Source organism: Bradyrhizobium sp. SZCCHNS30572 (genome assembly GCF_032484415.1).
In the GTDB taxonomy this organism is placed as follows: Bacteria; Pseudomonadota; Alphaproteobacteria; order Rhizobiales; family Xanthobacteraceae; genus Bradyrhizobium.
In genome coordinates this window covers 279,928-298,153 of the sequence record NZ_JAUESY010000012.1, presented here as the reverse complement: position 1 = coordinate 298,153, position 18,226 = coordinate 279,928, and the positions used below count along the sequence as shown (strand labels likewise).

Genomic DNA, 18,226 nt, shown 5'->3' with positions numbered 1-18,226 from the left:
TTTTGCGACAACGCGCCTTTGGCGCGTTGCGCAGACCTCAGCGTCGAGAGGCCAGGACCACACGACTTCGCCGTCCGCGCCGATTGCGCTCGTCTGGCGCAGCCGTCACGTCCATCGCAGCCCACCTCCACGTATCGTGACGACGCGTACGTCCCTCTGCATGAGGCGGGATGACGCGAGAGAACCATATTTTCCGATAAAACGAAAGAAGAATATTTTTCCCGGCAGGACTGGACAGGGGTGATGCACCTGAAGATGCGGACCAATTCGTCTTTGACGCGCACGCCGGACCGGTTCGACCATCAGCGGCGCCTCGCCGGCCGACACCCACGCAAAACGAGTGCAGAGCCCGCATGCCGCTTTTGCGATCTTTGCAAAATGTATCTATAAATTGGCGGCGGACATCGCGAACGGTGGGGAACGGGGCTGTCATGACCAAGTCATTGAAGGTGGCGATTGCCGAAGGCCTGCCCCCCCAGACGCTGTTCAAGCTGCGCTCGATCAAGCGCGCGCTGATGGGGCAGCCGCCCCCGGAACGGCCGCAGGCTGCTCCGGAGCCAGAGCCCCAGCCCGAGCCTCAACCGGCCCCCGCGCCGGTCGTCGAAGCGGTGTCGGAGCCGCGGACGCGGCAGACCGAAGCCCTGGAACGGCTCGACGCCCACAAGATCAGCGCACCGTACCTGTTCTTCGACATCGACGACGTCCTGATCCTCCCCGCCAAGGAGATCGCGCGCACGCTGACCTTGAGCGTGATGTACATCAACAGCGCCGACGTCAAAGGCGATATCGCCGAATTCGGCACCATGGGCGGTTTCACCGCACGCACCCTGGCAAACGCGATGGTGTTCGACCCGCGCTATCAGCCGAACCAGCCGCTGCGCAAGCTGCGCCTGTTCGACAGCTTCGAGGGCCTGCCGGAAATCACGGCGCAGGTCGACCTCGAGTCGCAGCACGTGAAATCGGGCACCTGGTCGAAGGGCGGCTGCCGAATTCTCAGCGCCGCGGATCTGCGGACCATGGTCGAGGCCATCATCCCGCCCAGCCGGGTCGAGATCTATGAGGGCTGGTTCGCCGACACGGTGAAGCTGCTCCCGGAGGACACGCGCTTTGCGCTGATCCATTTCGACGGCGACCTGTATTCGTCAACCATGGACGCGCTGGTGCCGTGCTTCGAACGCGGCTTCATCTCGAAGGGCGCCGTGCTCTGCTTCGACGACTGGAACTGCAACGAGGCCGACCCCGAGGCCGGCGAGCGCAAGGCCTGGGCCGACCTCGTCAGTCGCTTCAACATCGTCGCCAGCCATTCCGGCGACTACTCGATCCAGGGTACCAAGTTCATCATTCATTCCTATCTCGGAATGAAGCCGAGGGCTTGAGCAGCATGCGCTTCGCTTTCATTGCGTCGCGGCCCCATGCGGTCAGAGGGTGAGTGCATGAGTTGTCCCTACACCACGCTGCCCGCGAGCAGCTTCTGGCGGCAGGCCGTTGCCGAGCGCAGCCCATCCGATCTCGATCCTCATCTGACCGCGCGGCTCCGCTTCGGTCCAGATCAGCGCGTCGCCTCGGCCGGCAGTTGCTTCGCGCAGCACATCTCGCGCGCCCTGAAGGAGCGGGGCTACAATTACCATGTCACCGAGCCCGCACCGCCGCATCTGACGCCCGAGCAGGAGGAGCGCTTCGGCTATGGCGTGTTCTCCGCGCGCTACGGCAACATCTACAGCACCTTGCAGCTTCTGCAGTTGCTGCAACGCGCCTTCGGAGCTTTCCGGCCAGCCGATCAGTTCTGGACAAACAGCGACGGCTGGGTGTTCGATCTGCTGCGCCCCCGCATCACGCCGCGCGGCTACGTCTCGATGGTCGAGGCCGAAGTCGATCTGAAGCAGCATTTGCAGGCGGTGCGGCGGCTCTTCGAAACCACCGACATCTTCATCTTCACGCTCGGTCTGACCGAGAGCTGGGTGTCCAAGCTCGACGGCACGGTGTATCCGACCTGTCCGGGGTGCGGCAGCGCCGGCGACTTCGACGATGCCAAATACGCGTTCCACAATCTCTCGGTCATGGAGACCACCGGCTATCTTGCCGAGGCGATCAACCTGATGTCGGCAGCCAATCCGCGCCTGCAGATCATCCTGACGGTCTCGCCGGTCCCGCTTGCGGCCACCATGGAGCCGCGCCACGTGCTGCAGGCCACGACCTATTCCAAGAGCGTGCTGCGCGTCGCCGCGGAGGAGATGGTCCGGCGCTACGACAACGTGCATTACTTCGCATCCTACGAGATCATCACCAATGCGAAGAACGCGGGAGCGTATTTCGCCGACGATGCGCGCTCGGTCACGTCCGAGGGCGTCGCGCGCGCGATGAAGCTGTTCTTCGCGCAGTTCACCGGCGAGGACGCTGGCGCAGAGGTGCGATCCGCACGTGATGACGAACGAACGCAACCGGCGGCTCCTCCGACCGCGCCGCAGATCATCTGCGACGAGGACGAGTTCTACCGCGCACTGGCCGCGAGCCGTAACAACTGAGGACGAGCGGCGGCTGCGGCCGAGCCTGTGATGTGAGGGGACGTATCAGCGTGGACACCGAGCTCGAAGCGGTTCTGCCGGTCTATATCGTCGGCGACAGCCATTCCCTGCCGTATCGGAACATGGTGTTCCGCGAGCGCTGGACCGGCGCCTGGGTGATGGCCCGCACCAAGTACATCCCCGGCGCCACGGCGCGGGAGTTCTACGATCCCGCCACCGGCGAGTTTCATCCCGACTTCATCGCCTTCCTCGAATATGAAGGCCTGGTGCGCAACGGACGCGCGACGCATCTGTCGATGGACGAGGTCGATTTCGCCATTGCCAAGGCGGTCGGCCAGGCCGTGCGGCCGCCGCTGATCATGATCACCGTCGGCGAGATCGACGTTCGTGGTCCGCTCCTGCAACTCCTCAAGGACACCCACGACTTCGTTCCGCCGTTCGCCACGACGCTGCCTCTGCTCGACAGGCCGCTGGTGCCGTGGGATCTCATCGACGAGGCGATCGAGGCCCGGCTCGGGCCGTTCGTCGCCGGGCTCGATCAGCTGGTCAAAGCCGGCTTCAAGCGTGTCTACGTGCAGAGCGTGGTTCCTCCGACCCGGCAGGAAGCGCGCATCCGCGAACTGCAGAACTACGACTGCCCGGTGTCGGTGCGCACCAAGCTGGTCCAGGCGTTCAACTGGAAGCTGGCGCAGAAGGTGCGTTCGGTGAACCTGTTCATGATCGACCGCTGGTCAGACCTGACGGACGGCGATCTGTTGCGTCCGGAGTTCGATTTCGACGGGGTGCATCTGCCGCCGAAGGGCGCCCGTCTCCTGCTCGAGGCGCTGATCGATCACGCGATCGACAGCCGCGGCCTCGTCGCCAATCATCCGCGATACGAACTGTATTATCGAATGGCGTGCGGCCTGGACCCGTTCCAGCCGACCAAGCCGAACGCAGCATGAGGACAGCATGGCCTTGGGATCGATGATCAGCACCGCCAAGCAGCGGCTCAAGGGCGGCGTCAACCAGGCGCTCGGCGCTCTCGGCTACCGCCTGGTGCGGGCCGACACGCTCGACCGCCTGAATGGACATCTCAGTCCTGACGCAGCCCCCGCAGACAAGAACGGCACGGCGCAGCCGCGCCGGCTGACGCTGCTCCCGGCCGCGAATAGCGCCCCGCCGCTGTGCACGGCCCATGCGCCGAAGTTCGATCCGCACAAGACGCCGAGCCAGCTCGCCGACAAGATCGTCGCGTTCCAGCAGAACGGCGTCACGGTGATCAGCACGAATCCGGAAAAGGCGACCATGTTCCGGGAAACCGAGAGCTTCGATCGCGACGTCAGCAATCGCCACTCGGCGTGGGACTGGGCCGGCAACAGCGTCGCCTCCTACACGCAGGATCTGCAGACCGGGATGCCGTCGGCCGCCCTCGTCGACTATCTGCACGCGCTGTTCAGCGGCGGCGATTTCGATTCCTTCTTCCGCGGTGTGCTCGGCTGCCCGGCCAAGGTCGCCAATGTCCGGCTGGTGCGCTCGAAGCCGCATGTGACCGAGGGCGTCGGCCCCCAGGAATGGCATAGCGACCACTGTCCCGCCGGCGTCATTCGCGGCGTGCTCTATCTCTGCGATGTCGACGAGCAGACCGGTCCGTTCCAGTATCGCGACGCCAATTACCGGGAGCACACGGTTCTGGGCAAGACCGGTGATCTGCTGGTGTTCGACGCAACCCGCCTCATGCATCGCGGCAGCCCGCCGTCGCACAAGACACGCTCCGCGATCGATCTGGTATTCATGCCGCGCATGCCCGACGAGGAGATGACGATCATGGTCGCCGGCATGAACCACTGGCCGGCGGACCCGTTCTTCGTCAAGCTGCCGAAGGAGCGGACCGCAGACGTCCACGACGCGCTGGCCGACGGACGCCGGGCTGCCAGCCTCTATTGACGCATGGCCGCCCGCTTGCACCAGGAATGGAGGACGGCTAAGCCAGGAGGCAACTGGTGGGCTAGCGCGCGACGGCGCGCTCACCGCCGATGTCGACCTCTGGGTGGCCATGAGCGGGATCGCTCGGAGATTTCGGATGTTCATCCCGTTGCGGCCGGTGCATGCGGAGCCGGCACCGCCACCGAGCGCGGAATCCCGTCTCGGCGTGACGCCGCCTGTTGGGCGTCGCCAGGCGAACACCCCTGTTCGGCGCAGCATCATGTCTGCGCCATCCCTCAAGGTCGTTTTGCGGTCATCGAACAGCGCCGCGTTGGAGATTTGAATGCTGCAACCGTTGAAGAATGCGCTCGCCACCTCGCTGCCGCCGGACGTGCTGTATTGGATGCGCTCGGTGAAACGGGCGATCCTGTTCCAGCCGCCGCTGCCCTGGCCCTATGGAAACGGCAGCAGCAGCGCCAGCGTGCAGGACAGGCCTCCGGCCGTCGCAATCGCAGCCCCGTCCGCCGACACGGTCGATGACGGACGCATCATCCAGGACATCGCACTGGAGAAATACAGCGCGCGGCAGCTTCCCTCGCCCGGCGCGTATTACAGCTATGCCGACGTGCTGATCCTGCCGGCACAGGAGATCGCCAAGACGCTCACGCTGTGCGTCCAGTACATCAACAGCGCCCATGTGAACGGCGACATCGCGGAGTTCGGCACGATGGGCGGCTTCAGCGCCCGCGCAATCGCCACGTCGATGGTGTTCGACCTGCAGCGCCAGCCGCTCGGCAAGAGCGCGTCCGGGGAAAACCCGTTCCGTATTCTACGCCTGTTCGACAGCTTCGAGGGCCTTCCCGAGATCACCTCGCCGGTCGACCAGGTCGCACCGCACGTCATCTCCGGCGCGTGGGCCAAGGGCGGCTGCAAGGTGCTGGCCGCGCCGCAGTTGAGCGCGCTGATCGGCAAGATCATTCCGCCGCACCGCTTTCAACTCTACGAAGGCTGGTTCGCCGACACCGTGAAGACGCTGCCGCCAGAGACGCGGTTTGCGATGATCCATTTCGACGGCGACCTCTACCAGTCGACCATGGATGCGCTCGTCCCGCTGTTCGAGCGCGGCATGATCTCGACTGGCGCCGTCATCTGCTTCGACGACTGGAACGCCAATCGTGCCATTCCGACCACGGGCGAACGACAGGCCTGGAAGGAGCTGGTCGAGATGTTCGCGATCGAGGCCTCCAACGGCGGCGACTATTCGGTCGGCGGCACTCGCTTCATCATCCACTCCTATCGCGGCATCCCGGCCGATCCGACCTGACGCTGCTCACGGCGGCGGCCGCTGGGCCGGGCCGAGCAGGCTGTCGATGGTGTGGCGCGCCAGGAAGATGGCCCCGGGCACCGTGAGGTGCCCGGGATCGAATGCCGTCAATTGCGAGCCGCCCGGGCCGATCCGGCTGAGACAGCCTTTGTCGTTGCAGAACACGTCGCGCACGGAGATGTAGTCGATGCCGAGCTGACGGGTCAGCGCGCGAAACAGCGCGTCGCGGCCGCGCGTCCATTCGTCGTTGGAGCGGAACAGAGTCCGCTCCGGCAACACGGTTCCGGTCTGCCGGTAGTAGTCGAGCACGTTGTGCGACAGGCCGACGCCCTGCCAACTCGGCGGCGGTCCCATCAGCACGATCTTCGCAATCCCGTTGGCCCTGAGCAGCGCGACCGTGCGCGGCAGATCCTCGCGCAGCACGGACTCGGCGTGGCCCCAGGTCGCGTCGAGGATGACGACGTCCGGCCGGAGACGGCCGATCCGCAACACGACGTCGTCGTTGATGCTCTTGCAGAACGGCCGGGCCTCCAACGTGTAGCCGATCAGCGGCGGGCAGGCGGAGGCCGTATATTGCGCGACGTCATAGCCGCGCTCCGTCGACAGATGCAGCAGCCCGGGATAGAGCGCCGCGCCGTAGGAATCGCCCCAGATCAGCAGCAGCGGCCGGCGCCCCTGCCCGGCGCAGTCGGCGCCGAACGCGGAGGCAGGCTGTAGCAGCAGCAGGCAGCGGCCGCGGCGCCAGTGCGAGGATGTCTCGGAGCCCGAGAGCATGAAGCCCCTGATCTCCGGCGCGAACCGGACCGGCAGGCCGCGCGTGCTCGTCGCCGCGACGCCGATCGGGATCATGGCCGCCATCACGGCCAGCAAAGATCCCGCCCGCCACGCGACGGGCGCGGCTCCGAACCTGATCGGCAGTTCGATGAAGCGATAGGTGAGCCAGGCCAGCACGGCGCTCAGCCCGAGCACCGCGAGCAGGATCCACGCCGGAGCCGCCCCGCCGAACTGCAGCTTGGTGAAGGCGATCAGCGGAAAGTGCCAGAGATAGAGCGGGTAGCTGATCAGGCCGACGAACACCAGTGCGGGCCACGCCAACACACGCTGAACCAGCGTACCGCCGGCCGCAATCAGGGCCATGGTCGCCAGCACGGGCACCGTGGTGCGAATGCCGGGCCAAGGCGAGGCGGCGCTGAACGCGAAGAAGGCGACGGCGATGCCCACCACGCCAACAGCCGCGAGCGCATTGCTGGTGGCCGCATCGATCGGGCGATCGGCGCGCCGGCGCAGCCACACCGCCAGGAGCGAGCCGGCCAGCAGCTCCCAGCCCCGCGTGGTCGGGGAATAGAACGCCCACGCCGCCTCTCTTGCGGGAGTCGACAGGCAGACCACCAGAGAGCCGCACGCGAGCGCGGCCACGATGGCCGCCTTCCGTGACGGCCATCGGGCGATCAGCACGAACATCGCGGGCCAGACGATGTAGTACTGCTCCTCGATGCCAAGCGACCACAGATGCAGCAGCGGGAGACGCTCCGCACCGGGATCGAAATAGCCCACGATCTGCTCGTGCAGCATGAAGTTCTCGATGAAGGCGGCGGCACCCTTGATGTTGGACCCGAGCGCTTCCATCTCGGCGACCGGGAATACGAACCAGGCGATCACGAACGTCGCCAGCACCACGGTGATGAGAGCCGGGAAGATCCGGAGGATGCGGCGGGCGTAGAAGGTCGCGAAACTGAAGCTCTTGTCCGCGCACTGCCGATCGATGATGCCCGTGATCAGATAGCCGGAGATCACGAAGAACACGTCGACGCCGGCAAAACCGCCGGGCAGCAGCCGCGGGAAGGTATGAAAGACGAGCACGGCGACGACGGCGATCGCGCGCAGGCCGTCGATATCGGGACGATAGATCAGCGCGTGCGCCCGGCTGATCGGCCGCTCATGGCGATCCGCTGCGGCCGCATGATCAAGGCTTTCGGTGATCGCCATTCTCACGCATTCCCTGAAACGCTCGCGTCTTTTCCAGAGCGCCGACGAGGTCGCGGGTGAAATCAGCCGCGCCCCTGGCGTCGAGATGGCCGCCGCCATCCCAGCTCGAATAGTCGGTCCGCGCCGGCAGCGCCGTCTCGACGCCGATCGCAGCCGCGATCTCACGAACCTGGGTCAGGCAGCCGTGAAAATTGGGAACGAGGGTCAGGACCACGGGCGCGCCCAGCGATTGCACGAGGTCGCGCGCATTGGCGATCACGTCGGGCGTGGTGTGACAATCGGGATCGCGCGCCATCTTCACGCCCGGATTGCCGTCGGCGAGAAAGCGCGGAAACGTGCTCATGTCGGCCGCGCCGGTGCGATCATCGCGGTCGAAGCGCGGCAGCGGTCCGGATCGCGGGCCGGTGAGCGCCTGGCGCCATGGCCGCGTCACGTCCTCGAACCGCCAGCGCAGATTGCGCCGGATGATCTCGTAGGTCGCGCCGTAGCGACTGAGCTTCGTGCTCGGGATCGGACGGACGTCGGCGCCGAACGCGCGGGTCAGGTTGCGGTGGAAGAAGTTGCCGCCGCCGCCGCCATCGTCGGCGTTCAAGATCCACAGGCGCGGATGGAGGTGATACTTCAGCGCGATCTGCCGCGCGAACTCGCCGCTGGCAACGCCGACGAACGCCATGTTGTAGAACTTCAGGCCGTAGGGCTGCTCCAGGCGCTCGCGCATGACGGTCTCATCGAGCGCAAACGACACCAGGGATGAGCCGAGGATGATGACGTCGGCCTGGCGGGCGTTGTCGATCGACCGGCCGATGCCATGGTAGAACAGATCCTGGTCCTGGATCTCGGTGACGCTGTCGCCGCCGAAATTGCGGTACCATGATCGATCGCCGGCCCTGCTGATCGCGCTGAAATGGTCGCCGCCCTGCGCTGCCAGCCACAGGCTGACACCGCCCAGCATCGCTGCCACCAGTCCAAGCACGCTGGCGAGATAGCGGCCTTCCGCGCGGCCGAGGTCGTCGTTCCCGGCCTCGTATCCGGCGCGACCGCTCTGCTCTGTCCGACGATCCATGGTGGCCCCGGGGCGGACGACGCGGCTATTTATCGAAGCCAGGCAACGCCTCCAGCGCCTGTCTGGCAATGAAGAGGGAGCCGGGGTTAGTCAAATGGCCGCTGTCATACGCGGTCAGGTCCGATCCGTCCGCGCCGATCCGCGCCAGACAGCCGTCATCGTTGCACATCATGCGGCGTGCCGAGATGTACTGGATGCCCACGCGCTGCGCCTGCGCCTCGAGGAACTCGTCCAGCGCCCGCGTCCAATTGTCGTTGGAGCGGAACTTGGTGCGCGCCGGCAGCAGCGAATGCGTCCGGAAATAATAGTCGAGAATGTTCGCCGGCAGGCTTTCGCCGAGCCAGGTCGCCGGCGGCCCGAGCAGGACGATTCTCGGGACATTGAGCTCCTTCAAGGCCGCAACCGTTCTGTCCAGCCCATCGCGCAGGTCGTCCGGACCATAGCTCCAGGTCGAATAGAACACGACGAGATCCGGCTTCAGCTCCGCGATCTTCTGGACGACGAAGTCGTTCGCGCCCTTGCAGAACCGCCGTTCCGGATGGACGAAACCGAGCAGCGGCGGGCAGGCGGAGGCTGTGTATTCCGCGACCTCGAATCCCCGCTCGGCACCGAAATGAGCAAGTCCCGGATAGAGCGAGGCGGCATAGGAGTCGCCCCAGACCAAAATGAGCGGATGGCGGCCGGTGCCGGCGCATTCCGGTGAGAATTCGGACGCGCTCTGATCCGGCTTCAGCAGGCATTTGTCGGCCCGCCAGAAGCGGGCCGTCTCGCTGCCGTCCAGCATGAAGCCGCGAAGCTCGGCGGGAATGCGCGCCGGCAGGCCATTGGTGCGGTCGGCGACCACGCCGACGATGCCCAGCGCGACCATGCCGCCGAGCAGCCCGCCGACCTTGAGCGGCACCAGGCGTCGGCCGAAGCGGATCGGCCGCTCGATGAAGCGGTAGGTGGCCCAGGCCAGCACCAGGCTGGCCACGATGATCGCGAGCATGACCCACACCGGCACCGCGTCGATGAACTGGATGCGCGCATAGGCCATCAGCGGGTAGTGCCAGAGATAAAGCGGATAGCTGATCAGGCCGACGAAGACCGCCGGCGTCGACGACAGCACATACCGATGCACCAGCGTGCCGCTGGTCGCGATCAGGGCGGCCGCGCCCAGCACGGGCAGCAACGTGTGAACGCCCGGATGCGGGGTGAGCCGACCGTAGCGCCAGAACGCGACCACGATCGCGAGCATCGCGGCCAGCGCGATGAGCTCGCGGACGAGCGGGACGTCGATCAGCGGCTGAGGACGAGCCTCCGCACTGCGGCCATTGACCCAGAGCGCCAGTCCCGAGCCGACCAGCAATTCCCAAGCCCGCGTCACCGGCAGATAGAACGCATACTCTGGCGCGCGCGGCTGCACGATCAGGCACGCGACGAACGACGCCGCAGCCAGCGCGACCGTGATCGCCAGGCTCCTGCGCCGCCATGAGCCGATCAGCATCAGCAGCAGCGGCCAGACGATGTAGTATTGCTCCTCGATCGCCAGCGACCACAGATGCAGCAGCGGCTTCTTCTCGGCGGCAAGGTCGAAATAGCCGACCTGCCCGAGCAGGATGAAGTTCTGGATGAAGATGGCGCCACCGGCGATGTTGGTGCCGAGCGACTTCAGCTCGCGCGGCGGCAGGAAGAACCAGGCGATCAGGAAGGTGAGCAGCACCACCGTGATCAGCGCCGGAAAGATGCGGCGGATCCGGCGAGCATAGAAATCGGCGATGCTGAACGTCTTCGACAGCATCTGCTTGTGGATGATTCCGGTGATCAGATAACCGGAAATGACGAAGAAGATGTCGACGCCGTAGAAGCCGCCGGGGACGGCCGCGGGAAACGCGTGGTAGAGAAGGTCCGGCAGCACGGCGACGGCACGCAGGCCGTCGATGTCGGCGCGATAGCCGAGCGGGGTGGCGCGGGCTTCTTCCAGGGTCATGTTCGGTTGGGCGAAGTTCATCGGACCGTTTCGTTTCAGGAGCGATCGAGCAGAGACGCCGCATATTTGTCCAGGAAATAGCGGGACGGCCGTGAATTGCCGAAGAATCCCTGGATGTTCACACATTTTTCCCAGGCATCGTCGACCGGCGGGATGACGGGCGGCGCCCCGGAGGACAGATCCAGCACCTCCCGGGTGGTCTCCAGGATCTCGTCGGCCGAGCTCTCGCCGACCGTGAGGCCGGCAGCCTTGACCGTCTCATAGGTCGGAAACGTCCAGCGCCAGGTCTCGGAGGTGACGTCGCTCAATGACAGCATGCGCCCCTCGCGCGTATGCACGGGCTTGAGCGAGAAGCGCGTATCCTTCGACCATAACAGGCCGACGGAGCTCAGCGCGTTCACCATCGCGGTCGGGATGCCGAAGCTGGTCGCGACATAGGCGAAGCCCGAGGTCGTGCCGATGAACATGCGGGCGCGGCGCATCAGGTGGATGTCCATCTCCGCCACCTGATCCTCGCTTCTCGCGTAGTCGACCACGCGCGGCATATCCGGCAGCGGCGGCGCCTTGCGTCCGCCCATGCGGATCACCCAACCGCCCTGCTGGGCGATGTAGCGGACGGTCTCGAGATAGTTGCCGATGGTGGCACTGCGGATCGACTCGCCCGTGCCGAGGGTCTCGCCGCGCGCCTCGGCGTCGCGCATGTGCAGGCACACGAACCAATCACCGGGCGCAAGCCCCCATTTCCGACGCAGCGACTGGTACAGCAGCTCGGTCCTGTCGTCCGCCTGCATGCGCGCGTCATAGATGTCGCGCAACGGGAAACCCCTGCCTTCGCGCTCCCACTGCTGGAGTGCCATCGCGCCGGCATCGTTCCAGTACATCGTCCGGCCATCCTCGAACTGGAACGCCTGATGCGAGTCACCTAGGAAAGGCGTCAGGCTGGCGAGCTCGTACCAGACACCGGGAGAAACGTTCTCACCCAGGGTGAGCGTCGGACAAATCTCGGAAAACAGCGACAGGAAAGGCTTGTTGGCGATCCGATCCTTGTAGGCGAGCAGGACCGGCTGTCCCTTCCACCACCCCATGCTCCGCATCATCAGGTGCACGTTCAGATGACCATTGTGACCGATCAGCGCGCTCCAATCGGGTGAGAGCAATCTGACATCGCCGAGCTCGGCACCGACCCCGTCGAGCACGCGCTTCAGCTCGGCGGACGGCTTCGGAAGCTGACGGCGAAGGCGACGCTGCGTGTCCAGACCGCGGCTGTACACGAGAGGAACCTTGTCTCCTTCCCCGTTGTGGTAAGTCCTCAGCAGGAGTTCGCGATAAGCATAGAACAGGTAGATGTCGAGACAGACCATGCGGTCGGGCAGATATCTGGGAAGGCTTTCCCAGTACTGCCCGGACGCGTCCAGCTTTCGAAGGACGCCCGTCGAATCGACGAGACCGAGTTCCTGCATCAGGCGAACGATCACCTCGCGGTCGCGGAAGAAATAAGGAATGAATTGCTCGACCGGGACGTCCCTCGGAACGTGATCGAACTCGACACGCCCGCGAAAAGCCCGTTCCTCATATTGAAAGTTGCGATGCTCCAACATCATCCGGACGAAGGTCCGCATCGCCGGCGACCGCTCGGCAACCTGCTGCCAGTCGAGAAAATGAATCTGCGTCAGCAGATCCATCGAGTAGCCGTCACCGACGACGCCCGTTCCGTGCAAGGCGAGCTCGGCGATCGGGCGCTCCCCGTCCCACCTCAACCGGCGGAACAGCGGCAGCGCTTCTTTCCGGTATCCCGCGAGTAGAAGATAGAATGCAACCTCGTTCGGGTAGCGCTCCCAAACAGAGCTGTTGAAGATCCAGGGCAGGTGCCGGCCCAGGAAGGGACCGCAGAAAAAGACGAAGTGGCGGTCCAGGCCCGGATGCTGGAAGAAGTGGCGGAATTGTACCGTCAGCCAAAATCTCGCCCTGAACGGCAACACCGTGAATGCCAGATTGCGCAGAAAATGCCGACCCGGAAGCCGCGCGAGAAGGCGCAACAGAGGATAATATCGGCCGAATGTACGTTCCGCGCGAGTCAGGTCGTGGACCGGAGCGCTGCCGACGGGCCGGCCCTCGGTCGAAATGGTGTCGAGCGGCAAACCGCACCTCCGGCGCAACCTCGGAAACAGCAGGCAACGATTACTGTGAAGGCCCGACCCGATCAACCCGAATCGGGCGAAAGAAGCCGCCACCTCCCGTCGGAAAGCCGCCGTCCTCGCGTGTCGCTGGCGGTGGTCCGCTCAGGTCCCCCTCTCCTGACGGGCGGCGAGCGCCTGGACTGGCGGCCAACCCACGCGCGCTCTATGCTCGTGCCACGCTTGGGCGCGATCCCTGTCCAGTCCGGAAAGCTGGCAGGCCTGTTTCAATGCCGGGCGGTTGTGCTGCCGAAGCAGTGCGCCGGTGAGACCTTCGCTTTCGTCATGGGGCCTTGGAAATGTTCGTCGAGTCCGTCCACTCAAATCCAGCCGGGCATCCCGCGCCACGCCAACGCAGTCGGGTCCAGGCGTTGAAGTCGAACCTCGCCGGCCGTGCCGCGAGGGCGATCGGCTGGTTTCTGAATGCAGCCGGGCAGGAACGGGCGGAATCGTTGAAGGACCTGATCTTCGCCCTGTTGACCTTCAGACAGGCCTTCATGGTGGCGCTCGTCTTCCACCGCTATGCACACCGGAACGAGTTTGACCGGCAATTCCGCTATTTCTGCGGTCCCGACATCGAAAAAGAGATGCAATGGGTGCTCACCCGCGGCCACTCGGGTCAGTACTGCAACGAGCTGATCCTCTTCCTTCTCATGTGCGAGAAGGAGAAGCGCGTTCTGGAGCTGTTTCCCAGAATCGACTGGGACCGGGTCGATGACGAGTTCATGGAGGCGATCGGCAAGCTGACGAAAAAGCTGACATCCGGCTACTTCATGGAGCTGCTGGCGCAGGCCCACACCATCAATTGGACCGCGCTTCGTCCGCAGGACCTGCGCCGGTTTGCCGAGCTGATCAAGATCATGCTGGAGCACCGGAATTTTCGTTTCGAGCAGACGTCCTTCGAAGGACGGCAATACGATGCGCGCCGAGACGGCGACCCCGAGCCGTTCGAAGCCCCGCTCGACCGCTATGTTCCCGACTTCTTCTGCGACAAGGAGCTGATCGAGACCCTCGTCACTCAGCTCGGTCTCCCCCGGCACGACGATATCCTCGCCGCACGCGAGGACCGCGGCCAATACTGGGAGCGCTTTCCCGCCGATCATCCGCAGCGCAAGGTGTTGTCGGAGATCAACCTGTTCTACGCCTATCGCCACCTGCTGCTGACGACATATCACAGCGGCGAGGGCTTCCATGTCCCGCAGGTCTACACCAAGCTGACGGAGACACAGAAGCGGTTGCGCCGTCATCTTCCCGCGCCCAGCCCCGAGCTCAAGGCCCTTCTCAAGAAGCTCGACACCGATCTGTCGGACGTCAGGCTGCTCTCGCCGGACTGGAGCGCGTTGATCGGCCATAACGGCCATCTCAACGTTCATCTGATGATGCGCGAGATGGGGTGGTGGCAGGGCCAGCCGCTGCTCCTGGCCTACAAGGACCGGATCGCCAACAAGCCGTTCCTATCGCTGTTCTCGGAGATCTGTCCGACGCTCACCCTGGGGGAGAACGTCACGGCCGGAGTCTGGCACGAACTCGCCAGCCTCACCCCGTTCATCGGCGACTCCCACCAGGCATTCCGCTTCGAGGACGGACGCGCGGTGTACTGGAACGATGCGGGCTCACTCGCGCTCAAGCAATGGGAGAGCCGGCAGCGAAGCTTTCCGCTGCGCGACATCTACGACCGCCGCCTGCTTTCCGACAACCGCGTCGAGCAGACGTACCAAGACTACCGGCGCAAGTGGGGCATGGCGGACGGCGACTGGTTCGTCTGCCTGCACGTGCGGGATGCCCAGACCCGGAATGATACCGAAGGCGTCGGCGAATCCATCCGCAACGCGTCGCTCGCGAGCTATCTCGATGCCGTCCGCCACATCACCGAATGCGGCGGATGGGTTGTCCGGATGGGCGGTCGCAAGGTGCCGCCGTTCCCGCAAATGGAACGCGTGGTGGACTACGCCCGCAGCGACGACGCGTTTCCGGAGATGGACATTCACTTGATGCGCCGTGCCCGCATGTTCATCGGCACGACCTCCGGCTTCGCCTATGTGGCAAGCAGCTTCGGCATCCCGACTGCGATGGTCAATGCATTGAGCTCGATCGGCCTGCTGTGGTCGACGGACACCCGCTTCGCGCTCAAGCCCGTGCACAGGGCGGATGGCCAGATGCTTTCGCTGCGCGAATGGACCTCGGAAGAGTATCGCTGGGCTTACCCTACCCATGAATCCATGGCGCGTGCCAAACTCGTCGTGAGCGAGAGCAGCTCGGACGAAATCCTGGAAGCCGTGCGCGAGGTGCTCGAAATCTCCGATCCCCGGCGGAAAGGACCCGCCCCCGGCGTGGACGGCAAATGGGAGCGTCACGTCCAGGTGCCGGGCTTCTTCGGCAGTTCACGGCCGAGCAGGTATTTCCTCGAGAAATACGCTCAGGACCTGCTGAGAGAACCGTGAGGACAGCGCGATGCATCAAGCGATGCCGCCCGGACCTGGCGCGCACCTGAGGACGTCGGCCGCGAACAGTAGGGCCGTGCTGTCGGACTAACGTTGTCGCGCCCTGGCGACCTCGGGAAGGCTCCTCTGCGGGGCCGCTCCAGGCACCAAGAATGCGCTTTCGTACTTCGCGAGATAGTGGGCACTGATCGTGCCGCCGCCGTAATAGTGAGGCGGCACAAGCTGCTCCCTCCAGAGCGACAAGAGTTGCTGCGAGGCTGTGTCGGCCGCATGTCCGCAAGCGAGATCGACGACCTCTTCGACGACCGCGAGGATTTCGTCTGACGTGTTGTTCAACGGCTGCGCTCCGTTGCGGCTGAGAACGCAGGCGTCGAACAGGCGCCAGCGCCAAGGCGGCGAGGTGAGCTGCGTCTGGGTCAGCATCTTTCCGTCGGCGAGACGCACCGGCTTCAGCGCAAACCGAACAGCGCTGTTCCACAATTGCGGATCCGTGGTGATGCAATTCACGAGGGCACTTGGAATGCCGAAGCTGATCGCGACATTCGTCAACCCTGAAGTCGTGCCAATGAAGGCTTTGGCATTCCGGATGAGGCAGATGTCCATCAGTTCGGATCTGAACTTGCTCTGAGCATAATCGATTGCACGGTCGAGCGGCGGAAGTCCGGGTGAATTTGGACCACCGAGCTTGATCACCCAGCCGCCCCTGCGGGTGACCGCGTGGATCGCATCGAGGTAGGTCTCGATCGGCGCATTGCGATGGGTCTGGCCGGTGCCGTCGACCTCGGAATAATGGGAACCGTCGCGGGTGTGCAGGCACACGTACCAGTCGTCCGGCTTCATGCCCCAGGATTCGCGCATCCGCCGATAGTCGTCCTGCAATTTCGGCGCCGCCTCGTAGATGCGGTCGTACTCGTCGCGCAAGGGATGCCCGCGGCCATCCCGCTCCCACTGCAGGATGGCAAGCGCCCCGGCTTCCTGCCACGGCACCACGTCGCCGTTCGGCAGTCGAAACACATTGAAGTTCATGCCGTACCAACGCTGCAGCGACAGCAGCTCTTCGCCGAGCGCGTGAGAGACGGTTTCCCCGATCACGACGACATCGGCGAACCTTTCGAACAGCCGAAGAAACGCCCTGTTGGCCACGCAGTTCGGACGGACGACGATCAGCGGTCTTCCCGACCACCACCCCAGGTCGCGCATTCGGAACAGGATGTCCAGCATGCCGAGGTGACCGATCTGGGTCGTCCATTCCTCGGGAAGGACCCGCAATTGCTCCAATGGAATTCCCAACCTGCGCAACAGGTGGCTGGCCTCCGCTGATACGGCTGGCGCCGCCTCGCCGAGCTCCGACTGCGCCGCAAGCGCTCTCGTGAACAGACCGATGCCGATGTCGCCAGAGCCGACATGAGTCACGCGCTGGCCGCTGAAGTTGCAGAGATCGAACAGCCTGCCCGCGGCGCCGCAGGCGAAATCAAGAGGGTTGGGATGATAGTTTCGCGCCGGCCGCGACGCCATGTTCTGATGAGGACGCATGTAGTCGGGAATACCACGGCATGCGTCCGACATGCATTCGACCGCGCGGGCCTCGTTGCCGACCATGATCTCGAGCATGCCCTTGAGAAAGGTGAGATGTATCTCCGATTCCGACCTTGCCCTCAGATCCAGCTGGGAGGCCAGCCGATAGGCCTTGTCGAACTCCCCGAGCTCGAAGAGCGCGCGAATCATCATGTTCGCCAGTTCCGGCGAGCGGGCTGCGAGTTGATCCTGGAGGACCAGATCATAGGCTTCCCAATCGGCCCCGATCCGAAGCAGCAGTTCCGCTGACAGCATTGGAAAGCACCGTCCGAGCAATCCCGAAAACCGCAGGTCCGGATCCTTCGCCAGCAGAGACGCGCAGTAGACCTGATAGGCTCTTTGCAGCAGGCGGCGATCGCGAAGGTCTCCGATCTCGAACAAGGCGAGGATCAGGAAGGCCAGCCGCGGCGGCAGCAGGCGCAGCAGCTTGGCAGTCCCGACGATCAGGATGCGCGCCCATCGCTGCGGCCCCAGCAGAGACCGCTCTCCCCAACGGGCCGATTCGGCTGGCAGAGTCTCCAGTGCGTTGAACAGCTCAAGGAATCCGCGTCTGCGCACTGGGCTCTGCAGAACTAGCGGCTCCTTGAAGCGCTGCATCGGCTACCCCAAATCCGTCTTCGGCTCACGGCCAGGCCCCCGTTCTCGAACATCCAGACCGCCCTGCGGCAGACCAGGAGAAGGCTATGCCGTTTGTCGCCTGTCTCGAATTGGCTTCAGCAATACACGCCGCATGCCTATCGGGCTGTCAAGCCAACCCACGACCAATGAGTATGATGATCCCATGAACCCACTCGGTGACCGGCAACAGCCCTGCCCTGTCGACAATCAGCAGAATTGTCGACCACAGAGCCAGCCGCTCGAGCGCGAGCCGGCCGATTCCCAGCGAGATGAATACGAAAGCCACAAATCCCGCAAGCAAGGCGTTGAGGAGCCCTGCGCCGACCGCAAGAAGAACACAGAAGAGGACCGTGCTCACGCAGACGGTGCGCAAGATCGATCGTAAAACGAGAACCATATCCTTCACGCAGGCGCCCCCTCTTACCAACGTTAGATCTCATGCGGCGGAACAATAGCCGCCAAAGCCCCTGGTCATCATGTGTAGCATCTTCGCTGGAAGACTGCCCAGTCGCACAATCCCCGCTACTGTAGAACAAATATCTACTGGCGTTCTTGACACTGATTCGTCGGTTGAACCGAGAAGGAGTGATGCGAGCGCTCAAAGAGCAATAGTAACGCGAACCATCACAAATGACGCGAGTTCCAGGGT

Annotated in this window: 12 protein-coding genes; 6 read left to right on the top strand and 6 right to left on the bottom strand. The window is 64.4% G+C overall.

The features are described 5' to 3' along the window. The first annotated feature begins 431 nt into the window (after positions 1 to 431). The 5 genes from QX048_RS32100 (at position 432) to QX048_RS32080 (ending at position 5,751) form a co-directional block, all read left to right on the top strand. A complete protein-coding gene (locus QX048_RS32100; RefSeq protein ID WP_315825067.1) occupies positions 432 to 1,376 on the top strand; it encodes a TylF/MycF/NovP-related O-methyltransferase in 945 nt (314 codons plus the stop codon). Between the two features lie 57 nt (positions 1,377 to 1,433). Beyond that, a complete protein-coding gene (locus tag QX048_RS32095) occupies positions 1,434 to 2,522 on the top strand; it encodes a GSCFA domain-containing protein (RefSeq protein WP_315825068.1) in 1,089 nt (362 codons plus the stop codon). A 50-nt stretch (positions 2,523 to 2,572) separates the two neighbouring features. After that, positions 2,573 to 3,466, top strand: coding sequence for a hypothetical protein (locus QX048_RS32090; protein WP_315825069.1), 894 nt, complete (start codon positions 2,573 to 2,575; stop codon positions 3,464 to 3,466). Positions 3,467 to 3,473: 7 nt separating this feature from the next. After that, positions 3,474 to 4,448, top strand: coding sequence for a hypothetical protein (locus QX048_RS32085; RefSeq protein ID WP_315753236.1), 975 nt, complete (start codon positions 3,474 to 3,476; stop codon positions 4,446 to 4,448). A gap of 322 nt (positions 4,449 to 4,770) precedes the next feature. Further along, positions 4,771 to 5,751, top strand: a complete 981-nt coding sequence (locus QX048_RS32080) for a TylF/MycF/NovP-related O-methyltransferase (RefSeq protein WP_315825070.1) — start codon at positions 4,771 to 4,773, stop codon at positions 5,749 to 5,751. Positions 5,752 to 5,757: 6 nt separating this feature from the next. Here the strand turns inward: QX048_RS32080 and QX048_RS32075 are convergent, their stop codons facing one another. The 4 genes from QX048_RS32075 to QX048_RS32060 are packed head-to-tail and all read right to left on the bottom strand — an operon-like array spanning position 5,758 to position 12,748. After that, positions 5,758 to 7,737 carry an acyltransferase family protein gene (locus tag QX048_RS32075; RefSeq protein ID WP_315825071.1) on the bottom strand — a complete coding sequence of 660 codons (1,980 nt, stop codon included), beginning with the start codon at positions 7,735 to 7,737 and terminating at the stop codon, positions 5,758 to 5,760. After that, positions 7,715 to 8,800, bottom strand: a complete 1,086-nt coding sequence (locus QX048_RS32070) for a hypothetical protein (RefSeq protein WP_315825072.1) — start codon at positions 8,798 to 8,800, stop codon at positions 7,715 to 7,717. Before QX048_RS32070 ends, QX048_RS32075 begins: the two co-directional genes overlap by 23 nt. A gap of 25 nt (positions 8,801 to 8,825) precedes the next feature. Continuing rightward, positions 8,826 to 10,790, bottom strand: a complete 1,965-nt coding sequence (locus QX048_RS32065) for an acyltransferase family protein (RefSeq protein WP_316200835.1) — start codon at positions 10,788 to 10,790, stop codon at positions 8,826 to 8,828. Between the two features lie 14 nt (positions 10,791 to 10,804). Further along, entirely contained in the window at positions 10,805 to 12,748 is a 1,944-nt protein-coding gene (locus QX048_RS32060; RefSeq protein WP_316191391.1) for a TIGR04372 family glycosyltransferase, read from the bottom strand. A gap of 566 nt (positions 12,749 to 13,314) precedes the next feature. Here QX048_RS32060 and QX048_RS32055 point away from each other — a divergent pair. Continuing rightward, the gene (locus QX048_RS32055) at positions 13,315 to 15,384 is read left to right on the top strand and encodes a TIGR04372 family glycosyltransferase (protein WP_315825075.1); all 2,070 of its coding nucleotides are present in this window, start codon (positions 13,315 to 13,317) and stop codon (positions 15,382 to 15,384) included. An 87-nt stretch (positions 15,385 to 15,471) separates the two neighbouring features. Here QX048_RS32055 and QX048_RS32050 read toward each other — a convergent pair whose 3' ends face one another. Together QX048_RS32050 and QX048_RS32045 are read right to left on the bottom strand one after the other, a co-directional pair. After that, positions 15,472 to 17,556, bottom strand: coding sequence for a TIGR04372 family glycosyltransferase (locus QX048_RS32050; protein ID WP_315825076.1), 2,085 nt, complete (start codon positions 17,554 to 17,556; stop codon positions 15,472 to 15,474). Positions 17,557 to 17,704: 148 nt separating this feature from the next. After that, positions 17,705 to 17,974 carry a hypothetical protein gene (locus tag QX048_RS32045; protein ID WP_315713626.1) on the bottom strand — a complete coding sequence of 90 codons (270 nt, stop codon included), beginning with the start codon at positions 17,972 to 17,974 and terminating at the stop codon, positions 17,705 to 17,707. Positions 17,975 to 18,226 lie beyond the last annotated feature (252 nt).

What these genes read in the sequence shown, in the direction of transcription:
- QX048_RS32100 (WP_315825067.1), top strand. Translation starts at nt 432, where the DNA reads ATGACCAAGTCATTGAAGGTGGCGATTGCCGAAGGCCTGCCCCCCCAG.
- QX048_RS32095 (WP_315825068.1), top strand. Translation starts at nt 1,434, where the DNA reads ATGAGTTGTCCCTACACCACGCTGCCCGCGAGCAGCTTCTGGCGGCAG.
- QX048_RS32085 (WP_315753236.1), top strand. Translation starts at nt 3,474, where the DNA reads ATGGCCTTGGGATCGATGATCAGCACCGCCAAGCAGCGGCTCAAGGGC.
- QX048_RS32080 (WP_315825070.1), top strand. Translation starts at nt 4,771, where the DNA reads ATGCTGCAACCGTTGAAGAATGCGCTCGCCACCTCGCTGCCGCCGGAC.
- QX048_RS32075 (WP_315825071.1), bottom strand. Translation starts at nt 7,737, where the DNA reads ATGGCGATCACCGAAAGCCTTGATCATGCGGCCGCAGCGGATCGCCAT.
- QX048_RS32070 (WP_315825072.1), bottom strand. Translation starts at nt 8,800, where the DNA reads ATGGATCGTCGGACAGAGCAGAGCGGTCGCGCCGGATACGAGGCCGGG.
- QX048_RS32065 (WP_316200835.1), bottom strand. Translation starts at nt 10,790, where the DNA reads ATGAACTTCGCCCAACCGAACATGACCCTGGAAGAAGCCCGCGCCACC.
- QX048_RS32050 (WP_315825076.1), bottom strand. Translation starts at nt 17,556, where the DNA reads ATGCAGCGCTTCAAGGAGCCGCTAGTTCTGCAGAGCCCAGTGCGCAGA.
- QX048_RS32045 (WP_315713626.1), bottom strand. Translation starts at nt 17,974, where the DNA reads ATGGTTCTCGTTTTACGATCGATCTTGCGCACCGTCTGCGTGAGCACG.